At 54.9% G+C, this 24,881-nt stretch carries 20 protein-coding genes; 8 read left to right on the top strand and 12 right to left on the bottom strand.

What is annotated here, in order from left to right:
• Nucleotides 1–11: 11 nt before the first annotated feature.
• The 5 genes from SB719_RS14455 to relB all read right to left on the bottom strand — a co-directional run bounded on the left by SB719_RS14455 (nucleotide 12) and on the right by relB (nucleotide 4,257).
• The gene (locus SB719_RS14455; RefSeq protein ID WP_211049734.1) at nucleotides 12–2,072 is read right to left on the bottom strand and encodes a pyrroloquinoline quinone-dependent dehydrogenase; all 2,061 of its coding nucleotides are present in this window, start codon (nucleotides 2,070–2,072) and stop codon (nucleotides 12–14) included.
• Nucleotides 2,073–2,121: 49 nt separating this feature from the next.
• Nucleotides 2,122–2,484, bottom strand: a complete 363-nt coding sequence (locus SB719_RS14460; protein ID WP_412159325.1) for a hypothetical protein — start codon at nucleotides 2,482–2,484, stop codon at nucleotides 2,122–2,124.
• Between the two features lie 813 nt (nucleotides 2,485–3,297).
• Nucleotides 3,298–3,603 (bottom strand): hypothetical protein, encoded by a 306-nt coding sequence (locus tag SB719_RS14465; RefSeq protein WP_065648010.1) that lies wholly within the window; start codon nucleotides 3,601–3,603, stop codon nucleotides 3,298–3,300.
• Nucleotides 3,604–3,730: 127 nt separating this feature from the next.
• Complete coding sequence (gene relE, locus SB719_RS14470; RefSeq protein WP_040113359.1) at nucleotides 3,731–4,018, bottom strand: type II toxin-antitoxin system mRNA interferase RelE; 288 nt, start codon at nucleotides 4,016–4,018, stop codon at nucleotides 3,731–3,733.
• Nucleotides 4,018–4,257 carry a type II toxin-antitoxin system antitoxin RelB gene (gene relB, locus SB719_RS14475; protein WP_065648009.1) on the bottom strand — a complete coding sequence of 80 codons (240 nt, stop codon included), beginning with the start codon at nucleotides 4,255–4,257 and terminating at the stop codon, nucleotides 4,018–4,020. The genes relE and relB overlap by 1 nt, the downstream gene beginning before the upstream one ends.
• Nucleotides 4,258–4,843: 586 nt before the next feature.
• Here relB and SB719_RS14480 point away from each other — a divergent pair.
• The 4 genes from SB719_RS14480 to SB719_RS14495 all read left to right on the top strand — a co-directional run bounded on the left by SB719_RS14480 (nucleotide 4,844) and on the right by SB719_RS14495 (nucleotide 10,523).
• Nucleotides 4,844–5,893, top strand: coding sequence for a tyrosine-type recombinase/integrase (locus tag SB719_RS14480; RefSeq protein WP_203025627.1), 1,050 nt, complete (start codon nucleotides 4,844–4,846; stop codon nucleotides 5,891–5,893).
• A 49-nt stretch (nucleotides 5,894–5,942) separates the two neighbouring features.
• Nucleotides 5,943–6,326, top strand: a complete 384-nt coding sequence (locus SB719_RS14485; protein ID WP_412159326.1) for a lysozyme inhibitor LprI family protein — start codon at nucleotides 5,943–5,945, stop codon at nucleotides 6,324–6,326.
• 322 nt (nucleotides 6,327–6,648) lie between these two features.
• Nucleotides 6,649–8,745, top strand: a complete 2,097-nt coding sequence (locus tag SB719_RS14490; RefSeq protein ID WP_412159360.1) for a putative bifunctional diguanylate cyclase/phosphodiesterase — start codon at nucleotides 6,649–6,651, stop codon at nucleotides 8,743–8,745.
• The gene (locus tag SB719_RS14495; protein WP_412159327.1) at nucleotides 8,739–10,523 is read left to right on the top strand and encodes an EAL domain-containing protein; all 1,785 of its coding nucleotides are present in this window, start codon (nucleotides 8,739–8,741) and stop codon (nucleotides 10,521–10,523) included. The genes SB719_RS14490 and SB719_RS14495 overlap by 7 nt, the downstream gene beginning before the upstream one ends.
• Nucleotides 10,524–11,141: 618 nt before the next feature.
• Here SB719_RS14495 and SB719_RS14500 read toward each other — a convergent pair.
• Both SB719_RS14500 and SB719_RS14505 read right to left on the bottom strand, forming a co-directional pair.
• Complete coding sequence (locus SB719_RS14500; protein ID WP_412159328.1) at nucleotides 11,142–11,843, bottom strand: DUF2931 family protein; 702 nt, start codon at nucleotides 11,841–11,843, stop codon at nucleotides 11,142–11,144.
• Between the two features lie 10 nt (nucleotides 11,844–11,853).
• Nucleotides 11,854–13,542 carry a T6SS phospholipase effector Tle1-like catalytic domain-containing protein gene (locus SB719_RS14505; RefSeq protein ID WP_412159329.1) on the bottom strand — a complete coding sequence of 563 codons (1,689 nt, stop codon included), beginning with the start codon at nucleotides 13,540–13,542 and terminating at the stop codon, nucleotides 11,854–11,856.
• 774 nt (nucleotides 13,543–14,316) lie between these two features.
• Here SB719_RS14505 and SB719_RS14510 point away from each other — a divergent pair.
• Nucleotides 14,317–15,807, top strand: a complete 1,491-nt coding sequence (locus tag SB719_RS14510; RefSeq protein ID WP_412159330.1) for a PhoPQ-activated pathogenicity-related family protein — start codon at nucleotides 14,317–14,319, stop codon at nucleotides 15,805–15,807.
• Between the two features lie 183 nt (nucleotides 15,808–15,990).
• Here SB719_RS14510 and alsS read toward each other — a convergent pair whose 3' ends face one another.
• Both alsS and budA read right to left on the bottom strand, forming a co-directional pair.
• Nucleotides 15,991–17,670 carry an acetolactate synthase AlsS gene (gene alsS, locus SB719_RS14515; RefSeq protein ID WP_412159331.1) on the bottom strand — a complete coding sequence of 560 codons (1,680 nt, stop codon included), beginning with the start codon at nucleotides 17,668–17,670 and terminating at the stop codon, nucleotides 15,991–15,993.
• 14 nt (nucleotides 17,671–17,684) lie between these two features.
• Nucleotides 17,685–18,467, bottom strand: a complete 783-nt coding sequence (gene budA / locus SB719_RS14520; protein ID WP_412159332.1) for an acetolactate decarboxylase — start codon at nucleotides 18,465–18,467, stop codon at nucleotides 17,685–17,687.
• Between the two features lie 104 nt (nucleotides 18,468–18,571).
• On the opposite strand from budA, the gene SB719_RS14525 reads away from it, so the two are divergent.
• On the top strand, nucleotides 18,572–19,453 hold the full coding sequence (locus SB719_RS14525) for a LysR family transcriptional regulator (protein WP_412159333.1): 882 nt from the start codon (nucleotides 18,572–18,574) through the stop codon (nucleotides 19,451–19,453).
• Here the strand turns inward: SB719_RS14525 and SB719_RS14530 are convergent, their stop codons facing one another.
• Nucleotides 19,454–20,344 carry an ABC transporter six-transmembrane domain-containing protein gene (locus tag SB719_RS14530; protein WP_304234621.1) on the bottom strand — a complete coding sequence of 297 codons (891 nt, stop codon included), beginning with the start codon at nucleotides 20,342–20,344 and terminating at the stop codon, nucleotides 19,454–19,456.
• A 140-nt stretch (nucleotides 20,345–20,484) separates the two neighbouring features.
• Nucleotides 20,485–22,440 (bottom strand): methyl-accepting chemotaxis protein, encoded by a 1,956-nt coding sequence (locus SB719_RS14535; protein WP_412159334.1) that lies wholly within the window; start codon nucleotides 22,438–22,440, stop codon nucleotides 20,485–20,487.
• Between the two features lie 277 nt (nucleotides 22,441–22,717).
• On the opposite strand from SB719_RS14535, the gene SB719_RS14540 reads away from it, so the two are divergent.
• Complete coding sequence (locus SB719_RS14540) at nucleotides 22,718–23,314, top strand: TetR/AcrR family transcriptional regulator (protein ID WP_412159335.1); 597 nt, start codon at nucleotides 22,718–22,720, stop codon at nucleotides 23,312–23,314.
• On the opposite strand, the gene SB719_RS14545 is transcribed toward SB719_RS14540, so the two are convergent.
• Nucleotides 23,297–23,989, bottom strand: coding sequence for an aspartate/glutamate racemase family protein (locus SB719_RS14545; RefSeq protein WP_412159336.1), 693 nt, complete (start codon nucleotides 23,987–23,989; stop codon nucleotides 23,297–23,299). The genes SB719_RS14540 and SB719_RS14545 overlap by 18 nt on opposite strands.
• A 95-nt stretch (nucleotides 23,990–24,084) precedes the next feature.
• On the opposite strand from SB719_RS14545, the gene SB719_RS14550 reads away from it, so the two are divergent.
• Complete coding sequence (locus tag SB719_RS14550) at nucleotides 24,085–24,801, top strand: DJ-1/PfpI family protein (RefSeq protein WP_412159337.1); 717 nt, start codon at nucleotides 24,085–24,087, stop codon at nucleotides 24,799–24,801.
• The last annotated feature ends 80 nt before the right edge of the window (nucleotides 24,802–24,881 follow it).

Consider the following 24,881-nt stretch of genomic DNA (forward strand, 5'->3'; position numbering starts at 1 on the left):
CATATGCAGGATCACTCTTCCGGAAGGGCGTAAACCACAACCTGATCGCCGACCTGATCTTTCAGAATCGTATTACCACCCGCCACAAAGGCGACATACTGACGCCCTTTATACTCATAGACAGACGGGTTAGCAACGGCAGGTGCTTCTACCTGATCGGCCCACAGCTCTTCACCTGTGTCCACGGAGTAGGCGCGGACTTTGGCATCCATTGAGGCACCGATAAAGATCACGCCGCCTGCGGTGACTGCCGGACCACCAATCGTCGGTGAGCCCCAGCTTTCTGGCATAAAGAAGCCGTACTGCTGCGAAGCACCGACCGGACGACGCCACTTCACGTCACCGGTATGCATATCGATCGCCACGATTTCGCCAAACGGCGGCTGCCAGCACGGCATGCCCAGCCAGTTGTTTGCGACCATCAGACGCAGACCATACGGGGCACCTTCCTGAGGTGCAAAACCGCTTTCATTGCCCGAGCCGTTATCCGCTTTCTCATAATCTTCACGGCTGTAGAGCTTGATATACTGCACAATGTGCGAGGTGTTGACGATAGCGATCTGCTTCTGCGGATCGAACGCCACGCCACCCCACTGTACGCCGCCAGCGCTGTCAGGATAGGTCAGCACACCTTCGCCTTTGGTTGTAGGCGGCGAATACATGCCATCGTAGCTCAGCTTGTCCCACAGGCGGGAACACTGACCTGCTCCTACGATGTCAGCCAGCTTCCAGATAGCCGGCTTTTTCGACTGATCCAGCAGCGGAGCGGGTTTGGTCGGGAAAGGCTGCGTAGGGGCCAGTTTTTCACCCTGTACTGAACCATCGCCCTGCGGCACCGGGCGCTCTTCAATTGGCCAGACATCTTCACCGGTCAGGCGATTTACCACAAACAGGAAGCCCTGCTTGGTGGCCTGAACCAGCGCCGGGATCTGCTTACCATTTACGGTAATGTCCATCAGCGTCGGCGCAGAGTTGATATCGTAATCCCACACATCGTGATGCACCCACTGGCGCGACCAGACAACTTTACCGGTTTTGATATCCAGCGCGGTCGTTGAGGTACCCAGCGGAATAGACTCCGTGCGGTTGCCGCCCCAGTAGTTAGGCGATGGGGATGAAACAGGCAGATAGACCAGACCGTTGGCCTCATCTGCTGACATGTGAGTCCAGACGTTGGCGGTACCGGTGCGGGCGCGAACGTTTTCCGGAATCGCTTCAAAGGTCCATTCCAGCTTGCCGGTCTGGGCGTTTACGGTAAAGACCGTGCCTGGAGGGGCTTCTGCATATGCCCAGTCTTTACCTGCCCAGCCAATCATTAAATGATCGCCCACAACCGTAGGCGGCTGCAGAATAGAGAGCGGATACTTCGCGTTAACGGTATTCCACTGATCGATGTCTAACACGCCTTTATTGGCAAAGTTTTCGCACGGTTTGCCGGAGTCGGCATCCAGCGCCCAGAGCTTAGCGTCAACGGTGCCCATATAAACAATCTTCTGACATGCTTCGCCTGCTACCGGATTTTTAGCCTGCCAGTATGACACGCCGCGGTTTTTCAGGACCGGTTGCGTCAGTGCTTTACGCGGTGATTTGGTATCGTAATGCCACTTCTCTTTACCGGTACCCGGATCGAGCGCAATTAACCGATCGAACGGCGTGCCGACGTAAATAGTCTCATTGGCAAAAATTGGCGTAGCGGACCAGACCGTGGCAGGCGTATCCCCTTTTCCGTCTGAGACATCACCGGTATGAAACTCCCAGATCTTCTTCAGTTTGCTGACGTTTTCCGTCGTGATCTGCTTCAGAGGGCTATATTTCTGTGCGTTCAGCTGACCGTGAAAGCTGTCCCAGGTTGCGCCTGCCGGCACCAGTGGTGTAGCCGGGTTAGCAGCGGATTCCACTTTCTGTCCATCAAGCTTGCCGGTGGATGCATCATCGGTGGTTTTTGTGGTTCCCGCATCCTGCTGATCGGCAGCATCCACATCCAGTTTTTGACGCGCGCCCATCGACGCTTCGGTGGCTTTATCTTCTGCGTGCAGTGAAAATGAACTCACCAGCAGCGCAAGTGCCGTCATACTGACTTTCATCAGCGGCGAATAGTTAGTGTTTTGCACAGGTGACTCCTCAGACTCTGACGCGTTGGGCATGGCGCCCTGTTTGTTTACTCAGCGCGATAAGCCCAATCAGGCCGACCACCATGGCTGCAGTAATGATGTACTGGTGCAGCAGCGCAGCGGAGAAGCCGATACCAAACAGCACCGCCAGCGTCACAACGATCCAGAAAACGCGCGCGCCGCCGGTGCTGCCGCGCAACAGCAGAGTCAGCAGCGCCAGTACCACGCTGGCAATAGCCACACTGAGTGCACCGATGGTGCCGGTTACGCCGGTCAGCGGCGTGAGCCAGGCCCAGAGCGCTACGCCAAAGCCAATAACGGCTGCGATGAGCAGCAATATGCTGCCCAGCCGTGAAGATTGAGAATGCAACATAGCAGGAGATCCCCCTGTTGAAAGACGTCATGTAAACCCACAGGCCGTGCGCAACGCTGAGCACAATAGCCTGCAAAAAAAGATAGCGCCGCTGCCGGATCGGGAGCCAGCAGCTGGTTTATCTAACGCAGTGAGTATAGATGAAGGAAAATAAAGTGCTCAGGTAAACAGGAGATAAATTAGCGCTGAGGCTTAGCTTAATTAATGCAAGATACACCATGCAGGATATTTTAATTTTTTTCTTACAAGCTGCGCGCCCTTAATTGCCCTGATTTGATTCAGGAGTAAATAAAGATAACCGGCCTGAAATTATGGCATGATAGCAGTCATTGTTTTTTATTAAATGGCTAACAGTATTGCTGTCGTGCATATCATATGCTGTTGCTTATGGGGCAGCGTCAGGCACGCAATGACAGGTGCTATTTCCGAAGAAAAGGCTCTAAATTAGCGGCGTTAAATGATTGCAGGAGTATTTGGTGGCGGCTAAGGAAAAAGACAGATCGTCGATGTTTAAATAATTCGATTATATAAAACACCTAAAATCAATGACATAAATTTAACTTCATTTGAATGTTACTTGTTATTATTTGTCATGTAATGAGTTCACAACAATTTCATATCTTTACGCTTTCTTTAATAACACATCACATAATATATGCACGGTTTCACTTGTTAAATATATTTATTTTAAATATCAGGGCTGGTGATAGCTATGCCTGCAGATGAAAACATATTATTTATAAATTAATTATAATGTAAAACATGAGCATAAAAATCTTTATCAGAGATTTTATATGCTCATATCGTATGGCATTATTTTGGAAATTTATAGCCTGCCGGACGAGTTGTATCCGCTCTGGAGCGGTTCAGAAAAGCCCTGATTCTGCATTTATCCGCCGCTTCCGGTTTCACTTTCACAGGCACAGTACAGACGTGAAGCCTGTCGCGGCTATCTATCCTGACTTCAAACAGCATGCGATCGTTGTCGGGCACAGGCAAATAGATCACCCGTTCCTGCATTAACTTTGCCTTCAGTTCAGGGGTTAAATAGCCTGAATGCATCAGGGAATTGGCAAAAGACTCAAGTAACTCACCGCCATTAAATGCCGGTTCAGCCATAACAGACTCCTTCTTATCGCATCGGTGATTGTTTTTTCACTACGCCCTGAAGCACGTCGACAGGATAATTGTCAACGCAAAACAGAAGTGTCACCTTCGGTGCGAAACAGAGATTTCATGCTTTGATTCAGAGAATGCGTTTGACCGCCTCGCTATATACTTCCGAGCGTTCTCTTTTCCCAACAGAAATCACGAAGACAACAACTTTCTCGTCTATAACCTGGTATACAAGGCGATAGCCTGAAGACCGGAGCTTAATCTTGTAACAGTCAGGCATACCACGGAGCTTGTTCGCTTCAATCCGGGGTGACTCAAGTACTTCAGCCAACTTCTTTTTCAACTGTTCACGTACCGTCGAGCCCAGCTTTCGCCATTCCTTTAGTGCCCGCTCGTCAAAATCCAGTAAATACGCCATCAGAGCTCATCCAGCGTCACGCGTACTGGCTTAGGATTGCGAAGACGCTCTTTCACTATCTCCACGAGTTCAGCGTCTTCATCACTAAGGAGTGTCTGTTTGAACGGCAAACGTTCATTTTCAGCGATATATTCAAGCATGAGGCGAAGCGCTTCAGAGGGAGTAATACCCATTTTTTCAAGCGCGGCGTAAGAACGCGCTTTAAGTTCATCGTCAATACGCAGGTTTATGCTACCCATGTCTTACACCTCTTGTAATTACAAATGTCATTACAATTATTGCACTACAACATGCTTAGGGCAAGTCACGATGGACGTCAGAAAAATAGCTGTAAGAACGCTGATCACAATCCGCTTTGTGCCAGAAGCGGACATTGTCAGTTCAACTGGTGCGAAGAGAGGGCTCTTCGAATATCTAAAATAACCTTAGTAAAAACAGTAACTGTCTCTTTGATCATGAGAAATTCCCCAGAAAATCGCCAGGGAACATTACAGCTTAGCGTTAACATCGACAGGATAAATATAGCGTATAACCGTCACGCTTTTTGATTGGGTTTCCTGATGCATGATCCCGGACAAATTAAATCTGCATATCGGCGCAACAGAGATGTTTTTATAAATTCATATAATACCCATTATATGAGTTTAGGATATTTACGTCATTCACGGTAAGATGAGTGCTATACAGGAAACCTGACAACGCGAAGTCGTCGGGCGAATGTGTGTAAAATTCAGGCGTCGCTACGTCGATTCTGTACATCCATGTGGGGTAATCCCCTGCAGAAATCGCGTAGCGCTGCCGTTAATTTGAGCAGAAAGAGTGTTTATGAGTGAAATAATCCCGGTTGCAGACCTTGTGGTCGCGGCTGATGACGATATAACGCAGCGACTCAAAGAGTTTGTCAGCGATAAGGATGCTTTTTCTGACAATACATGGCGGCAGCTGCTGAGCGTGATGCGCAGCTGTCGCCGCTGGGCAAGTGAGCATGGCCGCTCATTTTTACCGATGTCCCCTGCCTGCCTGCGGGATTATTTGCTCTGGCTGCAGGCCAGCGGCAGAGCCTCTTCCACCATTGCCACGCACGCCGCGCTTATCTCTATGTTACACCGTAACGCCGGCCTGATGCCGCCTAACAGCGCTCCGCAGGTGTTTCGTGCCATTAAAAAGATCAATCGCACTGCGGTGATCCAGGGTGAGCGCGCAGGTCAGGCGGTGCCGTTTCGCATCACAGATCTGCTAACGCTGGACCGACTCTGGTCAGGATCAGAGCGTCTTCAGCAGGTACGCGATCTGGCGTTTTTGCATGTTGCTTATGCCACGCTGCTGCGTATCAGTGAAGTAGGCCGGTTGCGCGTCAGAGATATCACGCGCGCGGCTGACGGACGCATTATCCTCGACGTGGGCTGGACCAAAACCATTGTGATGACCGGCGGTCTGATTAAAGCGCTGGGGGATCTCTCCTCAGAACGGCTCACGACGTGGCTGCAACTCTCCGGCCTGATTAATGAGCCTGATGCTTATCTTTTTGGCCCGGTTCATCGTACTAACCGCGCCGCAGTCGCGACCATGAAGCCGCTCTCAACCCGGGCGCTGGAAGATATCTTTGTTCGCGCCTGGCAACAGGCGGGGCCAGGCAAAGACGCTGCCACCAATAAAAATCGCTATCGTGGCTGGAGTGGCCACAGCACCCGTGTCGGCGCCGCTATTGATATGGCTGCGAAAAAATACAGTACTGCACAGATCATGCAGGAAGGAACATGGAAAAAGCCGGAAACGGTTATGCGCTATATTCGTCACATCGATGCGCACGACGGCGCAATGGTTAATTTTATGGATAATCACTTTTCACGACAAGATTTCCAGCGCCATGACTGACTACACTCGCAGAGCTACTATCAGCACAACGTAAAATGGAGAAGACGTGATGAAAAAGTTCATACTGGGTGCGCTGTTGATACTGCCTGTCGCGAGCACCATGGCAGCGGACTGCAGCAAGGCTGAAACGCAGATGGAAATGAATGAATGTGCAGCGGGTGCTTACAACGTCGCGGATAAAGCACTGAATAGCAGCTATCGGCAGGTGCTGAAGCGGATGAGCGGCGAGCAGAAAACGCTGCTTCAGACTGCGCAGCGGCGCTGGATAGCTTATCGCGATGCCGACTGCGAGTTTATGACGTCCGCCACGCGTGGCGGATCGATTCATCCTATGCTGATATCGCAGTGCCTGCACAATAAAACAGAGCAGCGGACCAAAGAGTTGCAGTCGCTGCTTAACTGCGAAGAGGGCGATCTCAGCTGCCCGCGCTAAGAAATAGTTACTTACGCTTGCAAACTTATTCCGCCTGAAGTTCTGGTCTGACATGCCGATAATGTAGCACCAGGAGAGTGGTATCAGACACTCTCCTGCCTGCTACTATCGGCAGCATTCTGACAAAAATCGCTTATCTGAGTTAATTAAATCAGGCAGGTGTGCAGGACCTTTCTTCCGGCGGCAGGCTCTCTGTCTGACTGAACGTGTCCCCACACTGCTGTGTCAAGCTGGTCACAGCATTCACTACAGGGGACCGACATTGCAACTCACATCAGACGCCGAAGCGGCGCGTCTCGAGGCGCTGGCACAGTATCAGCTGATGAATACCCCGCCTTCAGAGGCGCTGGATCGCCTTACCATGCTGGCAGCGCGGCTCTTTCGCGTGCCCGTGGCGTTTATCTCACTGATTGACAGTGACCGGCAGTTTTTTAAATCGCGTCACGGTCTGACTATCTGCGAAACCTCGCGTAGCGTCGCGTTTTGCCGTTTCACCCTTGAACAGGATGATGTGCTCTGCGTGCCGGACACCCGTCTGGATGCGCGTTTCAGCCAGAATCCGCTGGTACTGGGATACCCCCATATCCGCTTCTATGCCGGCATACCGCTCACTACCCCAAATGGTCACCGCATTGGCACCGTCTGCCTGATTGATACACAGCCGCGCGCCGTGCTGAACGCAACCGATCGCCGGCATCTGGCCGCTATTGCGTCACTGGTTATGGACCAGATGGAGGTGCATCGTCTGGAGCTGCTGCGTCACAGCAGTCAGCAGCGGCTGGAGGCGATCTCTTCAACTTCTTCCGACGCCATTATCTGCACGGATATCCGGCAGGGCGTCATATTCTGGAATCCGGCCGCGACCCGGCTGTTTGGCTATAGCGCGCAGGAGATGCTGGGTGAATATGTTGCCGACCTGGTTTCCGAGCGCTCGCAGACAGCCTACCGCCAGGAGCTGGCGCGCATGATGGCCGATCGGTCAGCCATCTCACAGCCGCGCCGGGTGCAAATCTGGGCCCGGCGGCGCAATGGCCAGGCGTTCCCGGCAGAAGTCTCTTTTTCCGGCTGGCAGGAAGATCAGGAACGCCTGGTCGGCATGATTATTCGCGATGTTACCGATCGTCATGAGAGTGAAGCACGGCTGTGCGAACTCGCCTCCCTGGATATGCTCACGCGGCTGGCCAGCCGCAGTGCATTTATGGATCAGCTGGAGCAACTGACGCTGGCGGACGTTCCCTTCACGCTGCTGATGGCCGATCTGGATGGGTTTAAAGAGGTCAACGATATGCTGGGGCACGCGGCTGGCGATGCGCTGCTGTGCCATGTCGCCGGACAAATCCGTACGGTCTGCACGCAGGCAATTATGGCAGCCCGGCTTGGCGGAGATGAGTTCGTGATCCTGCTTCCCGGAGATAGCCAGGCTGCGCAGCAGACCGCTCAACAGCTGGTGGAAGCGGTGCAAAGACCTTTCAGCTATCAGGACACGCCGGTGGTGGTGGGTGCCAGCCTGGGTATCGCCTCCTGGCCACAGCATGGTCGCGATGCCCCGGCAATGATGTATGCCGCCGATCTTGCTCTCTACCAGGCGAAAGCAGCCGGTAAAGGCTGCAGCGTGCAGTTTTTGCCTGCATTCCTTGAGGCTGAGCAGCAGCGACGTTGCTTTGAGCGCGAGCTGGAGGTGGCGGTGCGGCAGCATCAGTTTGTGCTTTTTTACCAGCCGCAGTTTGATGCGGTCAGCCACGCGCTGACCGGCTGCGAAGCGCTGCTGCGCTGGCGGCATCCGACGCGCGGTCTGCTGCTGCCTGAGGCGTTTATTGGCATGCTGATGAAAAGCTCGCTCTCCATCACGCTGGGCGAATGGGTGCTGCGCAGTGCGCTGCAGCAGGTCATCCTGTGGCGACAGCGGCAACCGGGCCTGCGCGTCAGCATCAATCTGTTTCCCCGCCAGCTGGATGATATCCGGCTGGACAAACTGCTGCGGGAGCTCACCGACAGCGACGCCAGTTTTGTTGACCTGGAGGTGGATGAGTCAATGCTGACGACGCTGGTTCAGGAAGTGCCGGCACGCTTAACCGCGATCAGGCAAACCGGCGCCAGCTTTATTATTGATCATTATGGCCGCGCGCTGGGCGCCATCAGTTTGCTGCAGCATGAATTTGTAACCGGACTAAAGCTGGATAAGTCGCTGACGGCACAGCTGACAGAGAGTGGTCGGGTTCGCATGATGTTCCGCGCGCTTGCAGCGCTGGGAAAAAGCCTGCAGCTGAAGGTGCTGGCTGAGGGCGTGGAGAACAGCGCGCAGCGTATACAGGTGAACCAGGCAGAGTGCGATACGATTCAGGGGCATGCGCTGGGTGAACCGCTGAGTCCGGACGCCTTTCAGCGGCTGCTGCCCGGTAGCGCGGAGGCGTCATGCTGATCGATTCTGCTGATGAAGAGAGCCACTATCACTGTGTCCTGCAGGCGCTGCGCGAGCCGGACGAGTGTCGTGACAACGTACTGGGTAAATTTGCCCGGCTGGCCAGCCAGGTACTGAAGATCCCCGGATGTTTTGTTTCAGTGCTGGATGAGCGCGATCAGTATATCCGCGCGGCGCGCAATTTTACGCTGAAACAGACCACGCGCGAAGAGTCGCTCTGCCGCTACGTGGTTGATGACGACAGCCCGATGGTCATACCGGATACCTGGCTTGATGCCCGGTTTGTTACGCATCGCTTTGTAACCGGTTCGCCGTGGATCCGCTTTTACGCCGGCGTGCCACTGAAAAATCGCGAAGGTGTTGTCTTTGGTACCCTCTGTGTGACTGATACTGAGCCGCATCCTTTCGGCGCGGAGCAGCTGGAGACACTGCGCCTGCTGGCAAACCTGGTGATCTCCTTTCTTGAGGCGTGGCACGCAGCCGGCTTCACCGATCCGGTCACCGGTCTGCCGAACCGGCAGCGGCTGATCCGCGATCTGCAGCATCTTGCCACGTCTGGCGATGCTACCCCCCGGCGTCTGGTGTTGATTGAGTGTGTCGATATGCCGCGTGCCTGGGAGCTGGCGCGTTCAATGGGAATCGGACCAGTGGAAAGCCTGCTGAAAGATGTCGCCACGCTGCTGCCGCTGCGTCTGCGCCCGTCGCTGGGCGAACTGCTTTATACGGTAGCAACCGGACGTTTTGCGCTGCTCACCCGCACCAGCAGCCGCCTGAGCGCAGAGTGGATTGCCGGGCGAATGGAAGGAATAAGTGCTGATCTGGGAGAAGGCCTTTCTGTCGCGCTGACCACGCATACCGGTCAGGCAGATTTCACCGCCGGCTGCTTTACCGGCAGTGAGATTCTGCGCCGTGCGGTCAGCGCACTGCATGAGGCTATCGGGCGTAATCTGCCTTCTGTGGCATACAGCGCGTCGGCTGAAGTGCAGCACAGCCGCGACTATACGCTGATGCATGAGTTCGCTGCCGCGCTGCGCAGCGAAGGCGGGCTCTATCTGGTTTATCAGCCAAAAATTTGCCTGCAAACCGGTGCACCGATTGGTCTGGAGGCGCTGATCCGCTGGCGTCATCCGGTACATGGCGAGCTCTCCCCGGTGGCATTTGTCCCCCTGGCAGAGCAGACTGAGCTGCTGCAGGCGATGACCACGTGGGTCATCGACCGGACGATTACGCGCATGGCACGGCTGCGCAATCACTGTACGCAGCTGCCCGTTACGGTTAACGTCAGCCTCAACGATTTTGCGCGTGAGGAGTTTGCCGCCGTGCTGGAGGAGCAGATGCAGCGGCACCGGTTGCCTACCTCGCTGCTGGGCATTGAGTGTCTGGAAACCGAACGTATTATTGAAAGCCCGATGGCAATGGCCGGCCTGTTGCGGCTGAAACAGCGTGGCTTTGGTATTTCGCTGGATGATTTTGGCACCGGCTACAGTAACATCAGCTATCTGCGGCGTATGCCGCTGGATGTCATTAAGCTTGATCGATCTCTGATCAGCGATCTCTCTTCAGATATGGCATCGCGTATCATCGCCCGCAGCATTATCAGCATGCTGAAGGAGCTGGACTATGTGGTACTGGCTGAAGGGGTCGAGAATGCGGAAACGGTGGATACTCTGATGGAGTATGGCTGCGATCAGGCGCAGGGGTACTTTTACGCCCGGCCCATGGCCGATACAGAGCTGGATGCGTGGCTGTTGTGGAAACTGCGTGAACAGTGTCGCTGAGCAAGCCGCGCATGATTGAAGAGTATGCGAAAACTCGCGTTAAGGGGTTTTAGCAATGCGATGACAAAATGCCACGCAATAAAAAAGGGATCTCAGAGAGATCCTTTTTTGGTACCTATATCGCCTGTTTCATTGACAGCAACTTGTCATAATCCGGGAAAATACTCGGTATATCTTCACGATTGATCTCCGGATAAGTTGCTGTCAGATTTCCTGGATGATTTGGCGGGTTCAATACAACAACTTTCATAAGATGAACAACAGGTTCGATAGCTATATGTTGTGTATTGCCTGGACTAAAACGCCTGCGCCACTTTTCTGTTCCCGTCTCTTCCCGAATAACTTCAAGCTGACCGTGTTATCGATGTGATTAGCAACCATAGGGAAGAGATCTGTATTCAGAACCAATATTTTTTCGCTGAACACCTTCGCCCGACCGGTCCCGTAGCCGTCACCGGCACGAACCGCCACCCTCCACGGCATCCCGCAGACGGCGCATATTATCACCACCACGCGCGCTGAAATGTTCGTAAGACACTCTTTACCCCACTGTTTCACGCCGCATTTTCACTAAAAAGCATCGCAAAAAAGTCTTTAGAGTACGCTGCTCTTTGCACCCTACCAGTCGCCATACGGATAAGTTTTTCCCTTGATAAAATCGCGCATAAAGGGATCGTAGCCATTAGCCTCGATGTAACTAAAATCAATCCGGTTGGGGACGTTTTTGCATATCAGCATGTCATTCCCCGTCAGGGTGAGTTGCCGGGCAGGTTGCTGGAGCACAGCTGGATTAAGATTGTCCTTTAACCATACTTTGACTTTTCCTTCGGGAGGCAGGCCAATAATCATTTTGTTTCGGTAATACGTTTTTCCCGGACGATAAGTATCAGGATAGGGATTTAGCATCTGCTGCCATGTCTCCCGGCTGAACCAGATCTCCGTCTCATATGCCTTTTTATCGATAACCGAGTCCCAGCACACCGTCATTCTGACCGGCAGCGCCTTACCAATATTAAAATTGGCTGGAAAACCGCCTATGTGTCGGCTCCATTTTTCCACACTGCTCTGGCTGGGTTCTGTCTGATCAAGTCGCCGGAAAATACTTTCCCGGATATCTCCGTCCTCCAGGTACACCATTGTCACCAGCGCAGGCAGATTTTTCGGATGAAAAAAATTGAATTCCCAGTGATCGTAAGGCAGCTTTTTACCATAGTGCTCCACCCCGTCTCCCAGCAGCGTCTTCACGCCTGCCCGGCGGTCATGGCAGCCGGCAGTCAGCATCGCGGCCAGTACGGCCACTATCAGCGATAATCGTCTCATCCCTGCCTCCTCAGAACAGTCCGTCCAGCGCGTCTGCGTTCACACGCGCCCGATCTTCCCACTGCTGCTGGTCGTCCATCCGCCACACCGTCCGCACCCAGCCTTTGCCCGGAGCCATCGCCCACACGAACGAGCGCTGATCGGTCGGTGCATAGTGGTTTCGCAGAAAAACCTCTCCCGAAGACGGACTCACCCACAGGCTCAGATCCGAATCGATGTTCCAGTTCGCCGAACAGTGAAGATAACGCCCGATGGTCAGCATTTCATCCGCCGTAAAGCCCGCCGGCTCCGTGCCGCGCCTGACCGCCCGCCCCTGCGCGATTGCTTTATCACACAGAGGAAGCAGTTCCGACGGCAACGCCAGCTCTTTGTTATTACTGAGTATCGGTGCAAACATCACTCCGGCGTCCTGTGCCGCATCAAGCATCACCCGCATGCACACCTTTTCCCAGTCGTTCGGCACCGCCCTGCGTGTCATAAACACCGCCGCGCCCGCACTCTTCTCAAAAATAAACGCCCGCGCCTTGTTCTGATTGACCAGCGGCCACGAAATCATTTTCGTCTCTACCTCGCCGTGCGGCATCAGGTACTTCAGCGCTGGCAGCGAAGTCAGCTTCAGGCGCATCTTCTCCGCCTGCCGGTACACTGCCGTCTGCGTCTCGTCCGCGCTATCCGGTATCACCTCAAAGTCCGGCATCGTCAGCAGGGAGATTTCATCTTCTCCCGCGTTGTAGCCCCCGCCGATATCTGAGTGCGCCCCTGGCAGCGGCAGCTCCGGCCACATCCCCGCGATGCTGTTCAGGCTGAAGTTGTACCGGCACTCGTGCATCGCGCTTATCTGAAACACCTTCTGCGCCACTGAGGGGCGCAGTTCGAGATTAACCCCGGGGTTGCTGCGCCCGTTAACGCCGTAGAAGTTCAGCAGGCTGCCGATGGCGGCTACCGTATCAAACAGCCCCAGAAAGCGCACCTCACCTGCCGGTTTTCCGTGGTGTCCGGTCAGCGCCAGTCCCTTGTCTATCGCGGCCGCTATCGCCGCGTCCTGGTACATTACCCGGTTGGCAAAGTGCCGCGCTGCTGCTGCCCCGCGGCTGAACCCAAACACGTCAAACTGCACCTTCACGATCGCCACATCAGCACTGTTAGTTTCGATGAATTCCTTGATTACTTTGCTGATTTTATCCAGCGCTTCATCGGTCTTTGTCACCACTCCCCCGAACTGCCGGATAAGGCTGCTGCCCAGCGCCTTACCCGGCACTGAGTCACTTTCCCCGTCCGCTGTCCCGATGCCGCTGATGTAGGCTTTCACCTGCGCCTCTGTGTCACTGTCGCTGAGTTCGTCACTGAGCTGATAAAGGTCAAACAGCCGCGAAATATTAGTGATTCCCCCCTGCCAGCTGGCATTGCCCAGCTCCGCTCTGGCATGCTTTTCATACTTTGCGCACGCTCTGGCCCGCTCCTCACCGACCAGCCCGGCACAGTGGGCATACGCCAGCTGCAGATCGCTGGCGTTCGTTCGGTTATTGCCCGTTCCGTCAAAGAATATCCCCACCGTCAACGTGATTCCTCTGACCGGCACACGCCGGCAGCGGATGACTTTTTCACTGCACAGAACATCGGTATAGTGCGTATTGTCCCCTGCAATTTCATACCGGTGATAGCCGGTGTCGGCCGACACGTTTTTTCCATCTGCAGCCATGCAATATCCTTATAGTTTACCGGGTTAACAGGCTGCCATCATACACCACGATGCTCTATTCCTATGGCATAGAAATTTACGTATAAATACACCACAGTACGACAGCATCTGAGCGGGATTGAAGAAAACAGCGGGCGCTGGCGCATTCTTGTTCAACTTAATCATCAGGAAAGTCGCCATGCTGCTGCCCTGAACGATTTATCATCGTCAATATGAAAAGTTAATAAGGCCATATTTCGGCCGTCAGAAAGCCCAGCCGGGCGCGCCGGGACTGGTAACTTACCCCGTCATGGTATGGGACATTATTTACATGCAGGTTGCCCTGAAACGCCGGAGGAGACATCGTCTTGTCAGGCCGGTTGCCATAACCGGAAAGTAGCATTGCAGCCGACCTGACAACGGCTATTTTACTGAAACAGTTACACTTCCATCTTTGTTATCGCCGCAAAGTACAGCAGGATATTTTTTCCGGGTTTCCACGCCAATTCCTTTTGAACAGTAAAATTAACCCGTGTGCTGTCAGCTATGAAAACATAAAGGTGAGTGATTCCACGATCGGATAGATAAGATTTGCGACGGATGTGAGCTCACTGGCAGCGCCTGCGCCTGCAACTGGTGTGACGGGTGCGAGCCGGAAAAAGGTGGATTCGCTCTTCGTAGCAAACTGGCATTTTTTCGGGACAAAGCTGTAAGTCAATCGGCAGCAATAAGCCTTAATATCATGATGCTCAGTAACCTGCGCTAATCAGTTTATTTATCTTTGAACGGAGATTCATGATGAAAATAACAGCATTATATCTTGCGATGCTATTTATATCGCCTGTCTGTCTGGCGTTATCTGCCGGAGAATATAAGAACAACACCCGTCTGACGCACCTTATTTCTGATTACAGAGTATCACTTGCATCACTTCCACTTGATTATTCTCTTGTGGAAAAAAAACAGTTGCCTGGCGTTATGCTTCACAGGTATAGCCTGAATTCACAGGTGTGGTCTCCGCAAGGTGTCGTTTCCCCGGAACGCTGGCAGAATGGAGTGGATATCTATATTCCTGACGCTGCCAGAGAAAAAACCGCCCTTGTTGTTGTCAATAATGGCAGCAACGATGATGGCTCAGGCACTCCTGTCGCGCCTGCGGATTTCAGTGAGCACACCCTCTCGCGCATTGCGACTGCAACAAAAACCATTGTAGTATCAGTAAGTAATGTTCCTAATCAGGGACTGAGTTATCAGGGAGTCACAGACCCTTTGGGTGAAGATAACAGTGTGGCCTATTCCTGGAAACTGTTTATCAAAGACACTCAGACATATCAGAACGCATCCCTTCATATTCCTATGGCAGCCTCGGTGTCACAGGCCTTCAGGCTGGCAAAGAAAGAACTGGGGCAGCAAAATATAGCTAAATTTATTGTCACCGGAGCCTCCAAGCGCGGCTGGACCGCGTGGCTGACAGCGCTGTCTGATCCGGACGTCGATGCCATCGTTCCGTTTGCCATGGACCTGCTGAATACTAAAAAGTCGCTTGAACACATATATCGGTCATATGGAAAAAACTGGCCGGTAGCTTTTTATCCGTATTATAAATCGGGCATTGATCAGCTGTTGGGTACGGATGAATTTGCAAGCCTGATGACGCTGGAAGATCCCCTCACTTATCTGAATACTGATATAGGTGAGCGTCTGAAAATTGACAAATATATTATTAATGCCAGCGGTGATGATTTCTACGCCCCGGACAACAGTCATTTTTATTATGATAGGTTACCTGGCGTCAGGTCTTTACGGATTGTTCCTGACACCACGCACAGTGGCATTCTGTCCGTTACGGAGCAGTCGCTGATTACGTTTGTTAACCGTTTTCAGGAAAAGAAAAAGCTCCCTGACATTACGGAAAAAACAGAGAGTCGCGGTGACGGAAAAAAATATCTGACGGTCAGTTTTTCAGAAAAGCCGGCAAGCGTGTTGCAGTGGACAGCCAGAAACCCGTTAGCAAGAGACTTTCGATATGCCTGCGGCGTTAAATACAGCTCGGTACCCGTCAGTCTGAAAGGTGACGGGGAGAGACTCAGCTTTCAGCTGACAACCCCCGACAGCGGATGGCAGGCTACTTATATTGAAGCCACCTTCAGTGACGGGTATATAGCCACAACGCAGGTATATGTTACGCCCGATGATAAATACCCGGAAACAGCGCCTCCGTCTGCAGGGGCAGCGTGTCAAATTCTCCCGGGTCGGGGACTGACTCCCGAATCTGCCAGACAGTGATGCACAGCCCTGCTCCCTGTATTGAAACCCGGCGGCCAGGCTGCCGGGTCCGGATGATGTAGCCTTCTGCCGTGATGGCAATCTGGCTACATCATCGGAGTCAGCATCGGGCAGACACGCCCCGCTACTGCCCTGAGCGGCACCTGTCACGGATGCCACTCTGGCGTTCATCATATTGCGTGATTACAGCAGCTGGCTGAGGTGCAGCTGACCCATCAGGAGCGGGTTATCGCTGTAGTCGACCGGAATGGCGACCACCGCCGGACCATTAACGTCCATTGCCCGGCGCAGTACCGGTTCAAGCTCTGCTGCGCTGTTAACAGAGAAGCCGGCTGCGCCAAATGCTTCGGCATAAGCTTTGAAATCAACCGGGCCAAAGTTCACCCCAGAGACGCGCTGATATTTTTTCTCCTCCTGAATGGCCACCATGTTGTAGGCATTATCCACCCAGATGATATGCAGAATATTGGCGTTGAGCCGCACCGCCGTCTCCAGCTCCATACTGGATTGCAGAAAGCCGCCATCGCCGGAGACCGATACCACTTTGCGGGAGGGGTCAACCAGCCAGGCCCCAATCGCCCACGGCAGCGCAACGCCCATGGTCTGCTGCCCGTTAGAGATCATGATTTGCCGCGCGCGGAAGCTGTAGAGATAGCGGGCGATCCAGATATGAAAGCTGCCCATATCGACCGTCAGACTGACGTCGCTATTGATAATGTCCTGCATCGCACGCACGATCCGCAGCGGATGCAGCGCAAACTGATCGAGGCTCGCACCCTGCAGCGTCAGCAGCTGCCGCTGCTGCTGTCGGTCATCAAGAATGGCCGCGGCCGCAGCGCTGAGCTGCAGCGGCGCCTCAATGCGTGCCGCGATATTACGTACGGTTTGCGCGATGTCTCCCACCAGCTCTGCATCGGGCAGATAGCGGTTATCGGTCTGGGCGGGCAGCACATCGATATGCACCAGGATTGCGTTGCCGCGGTTCCACATCGCCGGCTCATACTCCACCGGGCTGTAGCCGATAGTGATGATCAGGTCAGCCTGCTGCAGCAAACGATCGCCCGCCTGGTTATTAAACAGACCGATACGGCCGGCAAAGCGCGGGAAATGTTCCTGCCGTACCGCGCCCGCCGCCTGATAAGTACTGGCCACCGGAATATGACTTCTGCTCAGCAGCTCATGGATAGCCGCACTGTTCTCCGGCTGGCTCGCCATCAGTCCCAGCAGGATCACCGGGTTTTTTGCACGGGCTATTTCACGGCTGACCGTCTCCACCAGCTTATCTGGCGCGGCACCCAGCGTGACGCGTGCCTTATGCTGCAGCAGGCTGCCGGTCACCGGCTGATCGACGATATCCTGCGGCAGACTGAGGAATGCGCCGCCGCCGCGCCCGTTTTCAGCGTGACGAAAGGCGTTAGACACACATTCTGCCAGCGCGGAAGCGTCGGTGACTTCGACGGCAAACTTAGTGACCGGCCGAAACATCGACACCGTATCCATGCTCTGGTGAACCTGTTTTGCGCTGTCCGATCGTTTCACCGCGCCGCCAATCGCTACCACCGGATCGCCCTCGCTGGTGGCGGTCGCCATGCCGGTGACCAGGTTGGAACAGCCTGGCCCGGAAGTGACCAGTGCGACGCCTGCGTTACCGGTGAGCCGCCCAACCGCTGCCGCCATAAAAGCGGCATTCGCCTCATGACGCACCGGGATCAGTTCAATGCGCGAATCCACCAGCGAATCGAATACTTTATCGATTTTCGCACCGGGAATGCCAAACACATGCTTTACGCCCTGGGTTTCCAGCTGCGCCACCACCAGATCTGCCCCGCTACGCCAGCTCGTTTGGGTTTTATGTTCTTTCATCATTACCTCGGTTATTAACTCTCAACGGAGCGGATAGCTTCATCCAGGTTGTCAGGGTTCAGGTTGGCCCGCAGGAAGTCGCGATCCTGCGGTAAGTCGATCACCAGCTTGCTGATTGCACCAAAGGTCAGCGTGCCCTGCGCCAGTACATAATCGAGAATGTGGCCGCCGCCCTGCCGGTCATCGGTAATAAAATGTTCGTGATAGCCTGCGACATTGATGCCCTGCATATACTGCGGCGTGCGGAAACCAATCAGTTCGCCTGTGCGCTGACGAAAATCAAAGGTGGGCTGATTGCCCAGGACGTCTGGCATGGACCGATAGGGACGGCACTGGCAGGGCACGGTGCGCGTCTGCACCGAGACAAAATCACCGCTGATACGCAGCGCGCAGAAGTGGTTATCAGAAGTAATCACGCTGTCGATAACGCGGTGTACCTCTTCACGGCTGCTCTTTTCGCTGAAATGGTGCTGATGTTCCGGGGTAAAAAAAGTCATGACGGCAAAGGGAGATTGCTGCTCCGGACGGGCGGGACGGGCACTGCCGTCAGCACGCAGCTGCCAGACCTGACGATCAAACGCGACCAGCTCGCCATCAAGCTGATTAAAGGTGCCGAGACCAAAATCGCCCTTCTCCAGCAGCCGGGAAACGGTCGTCGTACCGTCATAGACACCGTGCAGCAGTGCGCTCATCAGCGAGGTCTGATAGATAACTTTTTCTGCTGATTGCCCTGCCAGCTGATCAACGGTTGTTTTTAGCTGTTCTTCGCATGAACAACCCGATACAAAATCATACATTTACTGCCTCGCAAACTGATAGTTAAGCCGTGTTAATATCAGGATGAGCCAGCCTGCTCACAGAATCCAATAGCGAAAGCTGCCAGCTTTGAGACGTTTTTGATATGGAACTGCGCCATCTGCGTTATTTTGTTGCCGTCGCTGAGACGCTGCACTTTACCCGTGCGGCTGAGATGCTCGGTATTTCTCAGCCGCCATTGAGTCAGCAGATCCAGCGTCTGGAGCATGAGATAGGGACGCCACTGCTGAAGCGCCTGACGCGCGGCGTTGAATTGACAGAAGCGGGACGCGCTTTCCTGCCTGATGCGCTGCAGGTTGTACAGCTTGCGGATCACGCGCTGGAAAAAGCGCGCGGCGTGGCGCGGGGAATGAGCGGTCAGATGTCGCTGGGGTTTGCCAGCTCCGTAGCCTTTGGCTCGCCGGTATTTGAGCTTCTTGGTCGCTTCAGAGCGCGCTATCCGGCGATGGAGCTGATCACCCGCGAAGAGAATATGGCGCTGCTGATGCAGGATCTGCGTGACGGACTGCTGGATGCCGCGTTTATCCGCCTGCCGTGCGAAAGCAGCAAAGCGTTTAACCTGCGGGTTATCGCGACTGAACGCATGATGATTGCGCTGCCGGCCGGGCATGCGCTGAGCCAGCAGGCAAGCCTGGCGCTGACGCAGCTGGCGGAAGAGACACTGATTATGTTTCCGCGCGAGGTGGCACCCAGCCTTTATGAGCTGATCGTCAGTACCTGCCTGCGCGCCGGCTTATGCGCCGATCGCTTTCAGCAGGCCCCGCAGATCGCCGCTTCGCTGGGCATGGTCGCGGCCGGCTGCGGCGTCGCGCTGGTACCTGCCTCACTGTGCTGTATCAATAACCCGCAGCTGCGGTTTTGCGAAATTGAAAACAATACGCTGTTTACGGATATCGCCTTTGCCTGGCGGCGCAATCACCCCAGCAGAAGCGTGCTGCATCTGCTGAGCCTGGTCAGTGAAGAATGATCAGCTCCCGCTGTTTACCCGGCGCCCGATATCCCTAAGCTGGGAATATTTTTCCAGCAGCTGAGGCGCATCATCAAGGCTCATGGCAAACATCCACATATAGGTCATGACAGAGTACACATGCCCCGCTTCCACGCCGCCTCTCAGGCTCATGACCAGAATGGTGCTGCCAAACAGCAGCGCGGCTACGCTGCCGATTGCCAGATAGCCAACGGCTTCCCGATCGGAGAGGCAGATCCGCAGTCGGGCCAGTACGCGATAGTGCCGTACCAGCGGTGAGGCGGGCGCGTGGCTTACCATATCAACCTCTTTTTCCAGCCGGTTGTTCAGGCGCAGAAACAGCTGCTCGTTCTTACGCGTAAACCCTTTCAGGAACAGCGCAAAAAACAGCAGAATGCCGAGACACGCCATGCCTGACCAGAATTCAATCAGCAGCAGCATCCCTGCCGCGCCGGCAATGGATGCTACTGACGTGATCAGCACCGGCAGATGCTTCTCAAAAAAGTCGACAAATTCACGTGACAGCGTCACTCGCGCAGCCACCATTGAAGCGCGGTTATTTTCACGCCGCTGAGCGAGGATCACCGGGACGGCCATCTCAGCATAAATGCGGGCAAAAGTGCGGGTATCAACGCTGCGTCGTGCCGCGCCAATCAGCCACATTACCAGAACCATGACGGCATAAAGCACCGCGTGCAGCGCATTGCCTGCCAGGATCGCGTTGACGGCAAAGCCCGCCAGTAAGGGATAAAGCAGATAAAGCGCGTTTTCCGCAACCACCAGGCCGAGCGTGATGATGAGTTTTTTGCTGTGGCGCATGCCAAGCATTTTAAGCATGGCGGCTGCACCTGTCGGGGCCGGCTGAGTGGAGGCTGCACTAAGGATTTTCATAGGTTCATCTGATGTAATTGCATATTTGAGCGGTTGCTCAAACTCAAGGCGAGTCTATTTGAGCAACTGCTCAAAGTCAATCTGCAGAAAAGCGGAAACAGGAAACGGGCGCAGCTGAGGGTGCGCCCGGAGTAAAGGGATTAACGTTCGGCCGAAAGCTTTTGCAGTATTTTCAGTTCATCAACGGCAGCCTGCATGGCATCCATACCGGCCGTCAGCGTACGGAGGTTTTGCAGCTGCTGTGTAATGTCAGCCCGTTCACTGCGCGTCTGCTGGCTCATGGCCGCGATGGCATCCGCCGCGTGCAGACTGCGATCGGCCATGTCGCTGGCAGTCTGAACCGTATGGCTGGCCACGCTGCGGATGCGGGAAATGGTACCGACAGCGTCGCTGATATTGCTGGCGGTGGCTTCCGCCTGCTCTTTTGACGAATGCGCCAGCCGCCGTACCTCGCCTGCGACCACGGCAAAGCCGCGTCCCGCTTCGCCCGCGCGTGCGGCCTCAACGGCGGCATTCAGCGCCAGGATATTAGTCTGAAACGCGATGTTACTGATACCGTGCGTGATGACATTGATGCCATCGGAGATCCGCTCCAGATCGTCCAGACCCTCACCAAGCTGACTTTGTGCCTGCTGACTTTCGCTGGCGATAGCGCTGATTGCACGGATGCTGTTCTCTGCCATGTTCAGCGTTTCACTCTGGCTGTGTGTGGCGGCTTCCAGCGCCGGCAGCGCCTGCACAATAGGCGTCAGCTCCTGCTGATAGCTCACCACGCGCCCCAGTACCCGGGTCTGAATGCCGTTGAGCGCTTCCCAGCGGCGCAGCGCGCGCTGGGCATAGTGCGCCGCATAGCCCGCATACTCTACCGGAAACTGCGCCATCGCTTTCACGTCGCGGTTGAAAAACACCAGCGCCGAGAGCGTCTGATTAATCGGCACGCCAAGGATTTCACCAAAGCTGGAAAACCCGGCGGCCGGGATGCCTTTGAAGAAATGTGCATTCTGCAGGGCACTCAGGTTTCCCTGACGCCGCAGAATGCAGTCATTCATCATGACTGCAGCAGGCTTGCCGTGGCGTGAGACAAACTTTTCCCAGTCCTGCAGCGTCGCCGCTTTGAAGTCGCGCTCCTGCATCAGCCAGAGGCGGTCGCCAAATTCAAGGTCGCAGAAAAAATGTACGCGCCCGGCCTCGATTTTTGCGACCGAGCGTATGAAATATTCGTTTCCTGCTTTAACGGCAAACGTCAGACCCTGCAGACGCTGACTCAGCTGCTGTTCACTGCAGCCGAGCTGGTCTGCCAGCGCGGCGGTGAACGGCTGCTGCTTGCCCTGAGCGGTAAAGACAGAGGTCACGGTACGCGTCAGCGGATCGGCTTCCGCAATCAGCCAGCTCTTTTCCAGCGGCGTAAAATTCTGGCTTTTGAACGGCGCAAATGATTTACCGGCCGCCATGCGGCAGAACACTACCACCGCCTTGCCCTGCAGCACCTGCCCGCCTGCCCCTATCCACGTACCGTCAAAGCTTGTACGCCCGCCTGCTGAGCCGCCAATGGCCAGGCAGGGAAAGCGACCGCTGTTATACCAGGCCTGCATAAAAAAGCCTTCTGACGCAGATAAGCCGTCGCAGTAGATCATCGCAAACGTGCGATCGGCAGAGAGCGGCATACGCAGCTGGAGCGCGGCCAGATCGCGCTGAATGGCACTGATACGCTCGGTGACGCTGTGGGTATCCTTCAGATGCAAATCGATAATATGGGTTTCATGCTCCGCGACCAGTGAGTCAGGCAGCCAGAGCCAGCTGCCCTCCTGCCCGTTACCGTCACAGTAGGTGCTTTGTTTACCGCTGGCGCTTAGCGCCCCGTTGGATGAAAGCGTAATGACCGTTAACGCAGCCGAGTTGAAACGCTGCCAGGCCTGACTGACACGATAAAAATCCGCTTCCGGCGGCACAAAGGTCAGTAAAATGCCAGCCGCACGCGAGGAAAGACCAATATCGCCCGGCGAGACAGGCAGATTCTGGCAATGATAGATACCATCTGCAGGCTGAGATCGTGCGGTAAAACGGGCGCGGCTAAACATCGTCTTCATTAAAGACATATTCTTATTTTTCCTGCTGTAAGCTAATGCGCATTAAAGCTGCGCAGCCTGGTGTGGTTAAAAGAGGGCTAAAAGCAGGGTCCGTTCGCAATCAGAACTCATCAGTGCGTTGCCGCCGCTGCACGCTGAACTGTGCAGAAACGGACCACGGTTATCGGCCTGCCCGGAACAATCTTCAGCAATTGCTGATATAGACCACACCAATGGTTAAACGCGGCAATCACCGGTATATCTGCTACCATGCGCCCTGAGTTGTGACCGGAATGCAAAAGCGCAGATGAAGAAAAATACCGACGAATTAAAGCACCGTATTCTTGATACCGCTGTGGCGCTGTTTATCGAAAAAGGCATTGCAGCGGTTACGACCCGTGACGTTACCGAGCAACTTGGCCTGTCGCGCAGCCATATCTATCACTACTTCAGTAACTGGCAGGCGCTCTCCCTGGCCGCGGTCGAGCGCTTTATGGCGCAGGAGATCGCACAGTTTACGCGCGAGGCTGAAGGGCTGGCACCAGAGCAGCAGCTGCGGCGGCTGGCCGGGATCTACCTGCCGGATAGAGTGGATGCAACGTGGAAGCTTTATGATTCCCTCTGGCAGATGGCAGCGAACAATGACGCATGGGCCGCCCTCGCTGAAAAGAACATAGCCAGCTGGAGCGCACTGATTGGCGGGATGATTCAGCAGGGAGTGGATCAGCAGCACTTTCACACTGCCGATACAGGTCAGGTTACCCGTCAGCTTAGCGCCATGCTCAATGGTTACGCTGAGGTGCTGAGTATCAGCCCTTCAGCAGAGAAACATCAGCAGGCGATGACGGATATCACCGCGTTTATCCGGCTGGTGCTGCAGCCGGCGTCAGGGTGTCAGCGCTAACGCCAGCGCTGCTTCACAGTGGATCAGCGTGGTGTCAAACACCGGCACAGAGACATTGCCCTGATTGAGCAACATGCCGACCTCAGTGCAGCCAAGGATCATGCAGTCCGCGCCCTGCGCTACCAGCCGCTCTGCCACCTGCACAAACGCCTCGCGGCTGGCTGTCGTGGTGATATGTTTGCACAGCTCATCATAAATAATCTGGTGTACCCTGGCACGATCGTCGTTAGCCGGGATAAGCGGCTGTAGCCTGGCCGTTTCCAGCCGCTGACGGTAGAACTGCTGCTCCATGGTGAATGCGGTAGCGATCAGGCCCGGCGCGCGCAGTCCCGACGCCACAATACGCTCTGCAGTCGCATCGGCGATATGCAGCAGCGGAACAGCAACGTCTTTCATCATGGTTTCAGCCAGTTTGTGCATGGTGTTAGTGGCCAGCACAATAAAATCTGCACCACCACGAGCCAGCGCGTGCGCCTCTCTGTTCAGGATCTCACCGGCAGCCGCCCACTGACCGCTGGCCTGCAGCTGCTCAATACGTGCAAAGTCGAGCGAGCGGATCAGCAGCTCCGGCGAATGCAGTCCCCCCAGCCGCTGACGCGTCAGCTCGCATAGCTGACGATAGTAGGTTTGCGTTGAGGCGGAAGACATTCCGCCCAGAATACCAATGGTTTTCATTGCCTGTTATTTCCTTCTCTGGACTGCCGGAGAGCTATACACGCTGCGTGTATATTCGCTATGGTGTTTTATCGCACACCTGAAAGGATGCTGTCATGCACGGGTCTGAACTTTCTGTAGGATTACTGCTGTTTCCGGGCGTCACCCAGCTGGATCTCACCGGACCCTTTGAGGTCTTTGCCCGCGCGCCACACACCCGGGTGCATCTCATCTGGAAAACGCGGGATCCGGTGATCTCAGATCGGGGATTAGCGATGTTGCCCACCACCACCTTCGACGACTGTCCGTCGCTGGATGTGATCTGTGTGCCGGGCGGTCCGGGGCAGATTGCCCTGATGACGGACAGCGCTGTACTGGCATTTATTCGTGAAAAAAGCGCGCAGGCCTCACTCGTGACGTCAGTTTGTACCGGCTCGCTGGTGCTGGGGGCGGCGGGTCTGCTCAAAGGTTACCAGGCCACATCTCACTGGGCATCGCTGGATCAGCTGTCACTGCTGGGTGCTGAGCCGGTCAGCGCGCGCGTGGTACGCGACCGAAACCGCATCACCGGCGCAGGCGTGACTTCAGGCATCGACTTCGCGCTGACAGTGGTAGCTGACCTGCAGGGTGAAGCGGTGGCGCAGATGATTCAGCTGCAGATGGAGTATGACCCCCAACCGCCCTTTAGCAGTGGATCGCCGGGTACCGCACCGGCTGAGCTGTTAGCCCAGGCCACGACACAGATGGCGACGTTTATTGAAACGCGCCGTCAGGCCACCGTCACGGCAGCTCAGTATCTCGTTTCTCTCAACTCAGGCATGGATGATCGCTGAATGCCTCACGTTAGCGAACTGTTACTCGTCTTTATCACCTGTTTCGTGGCCACAGCAAGTCCGGGCCGCGGCAATATGGC

The organism is Pantoea sp. SIMBA_079 (assembly GCF_046940275.1).
GTDB classification, from domain to species: Bacteria; Pseudomonadota; Gammaproteobacteria; order Enterobacterales; family Enterobacteriaceae; genus Pantoea; species Pantoea borealis.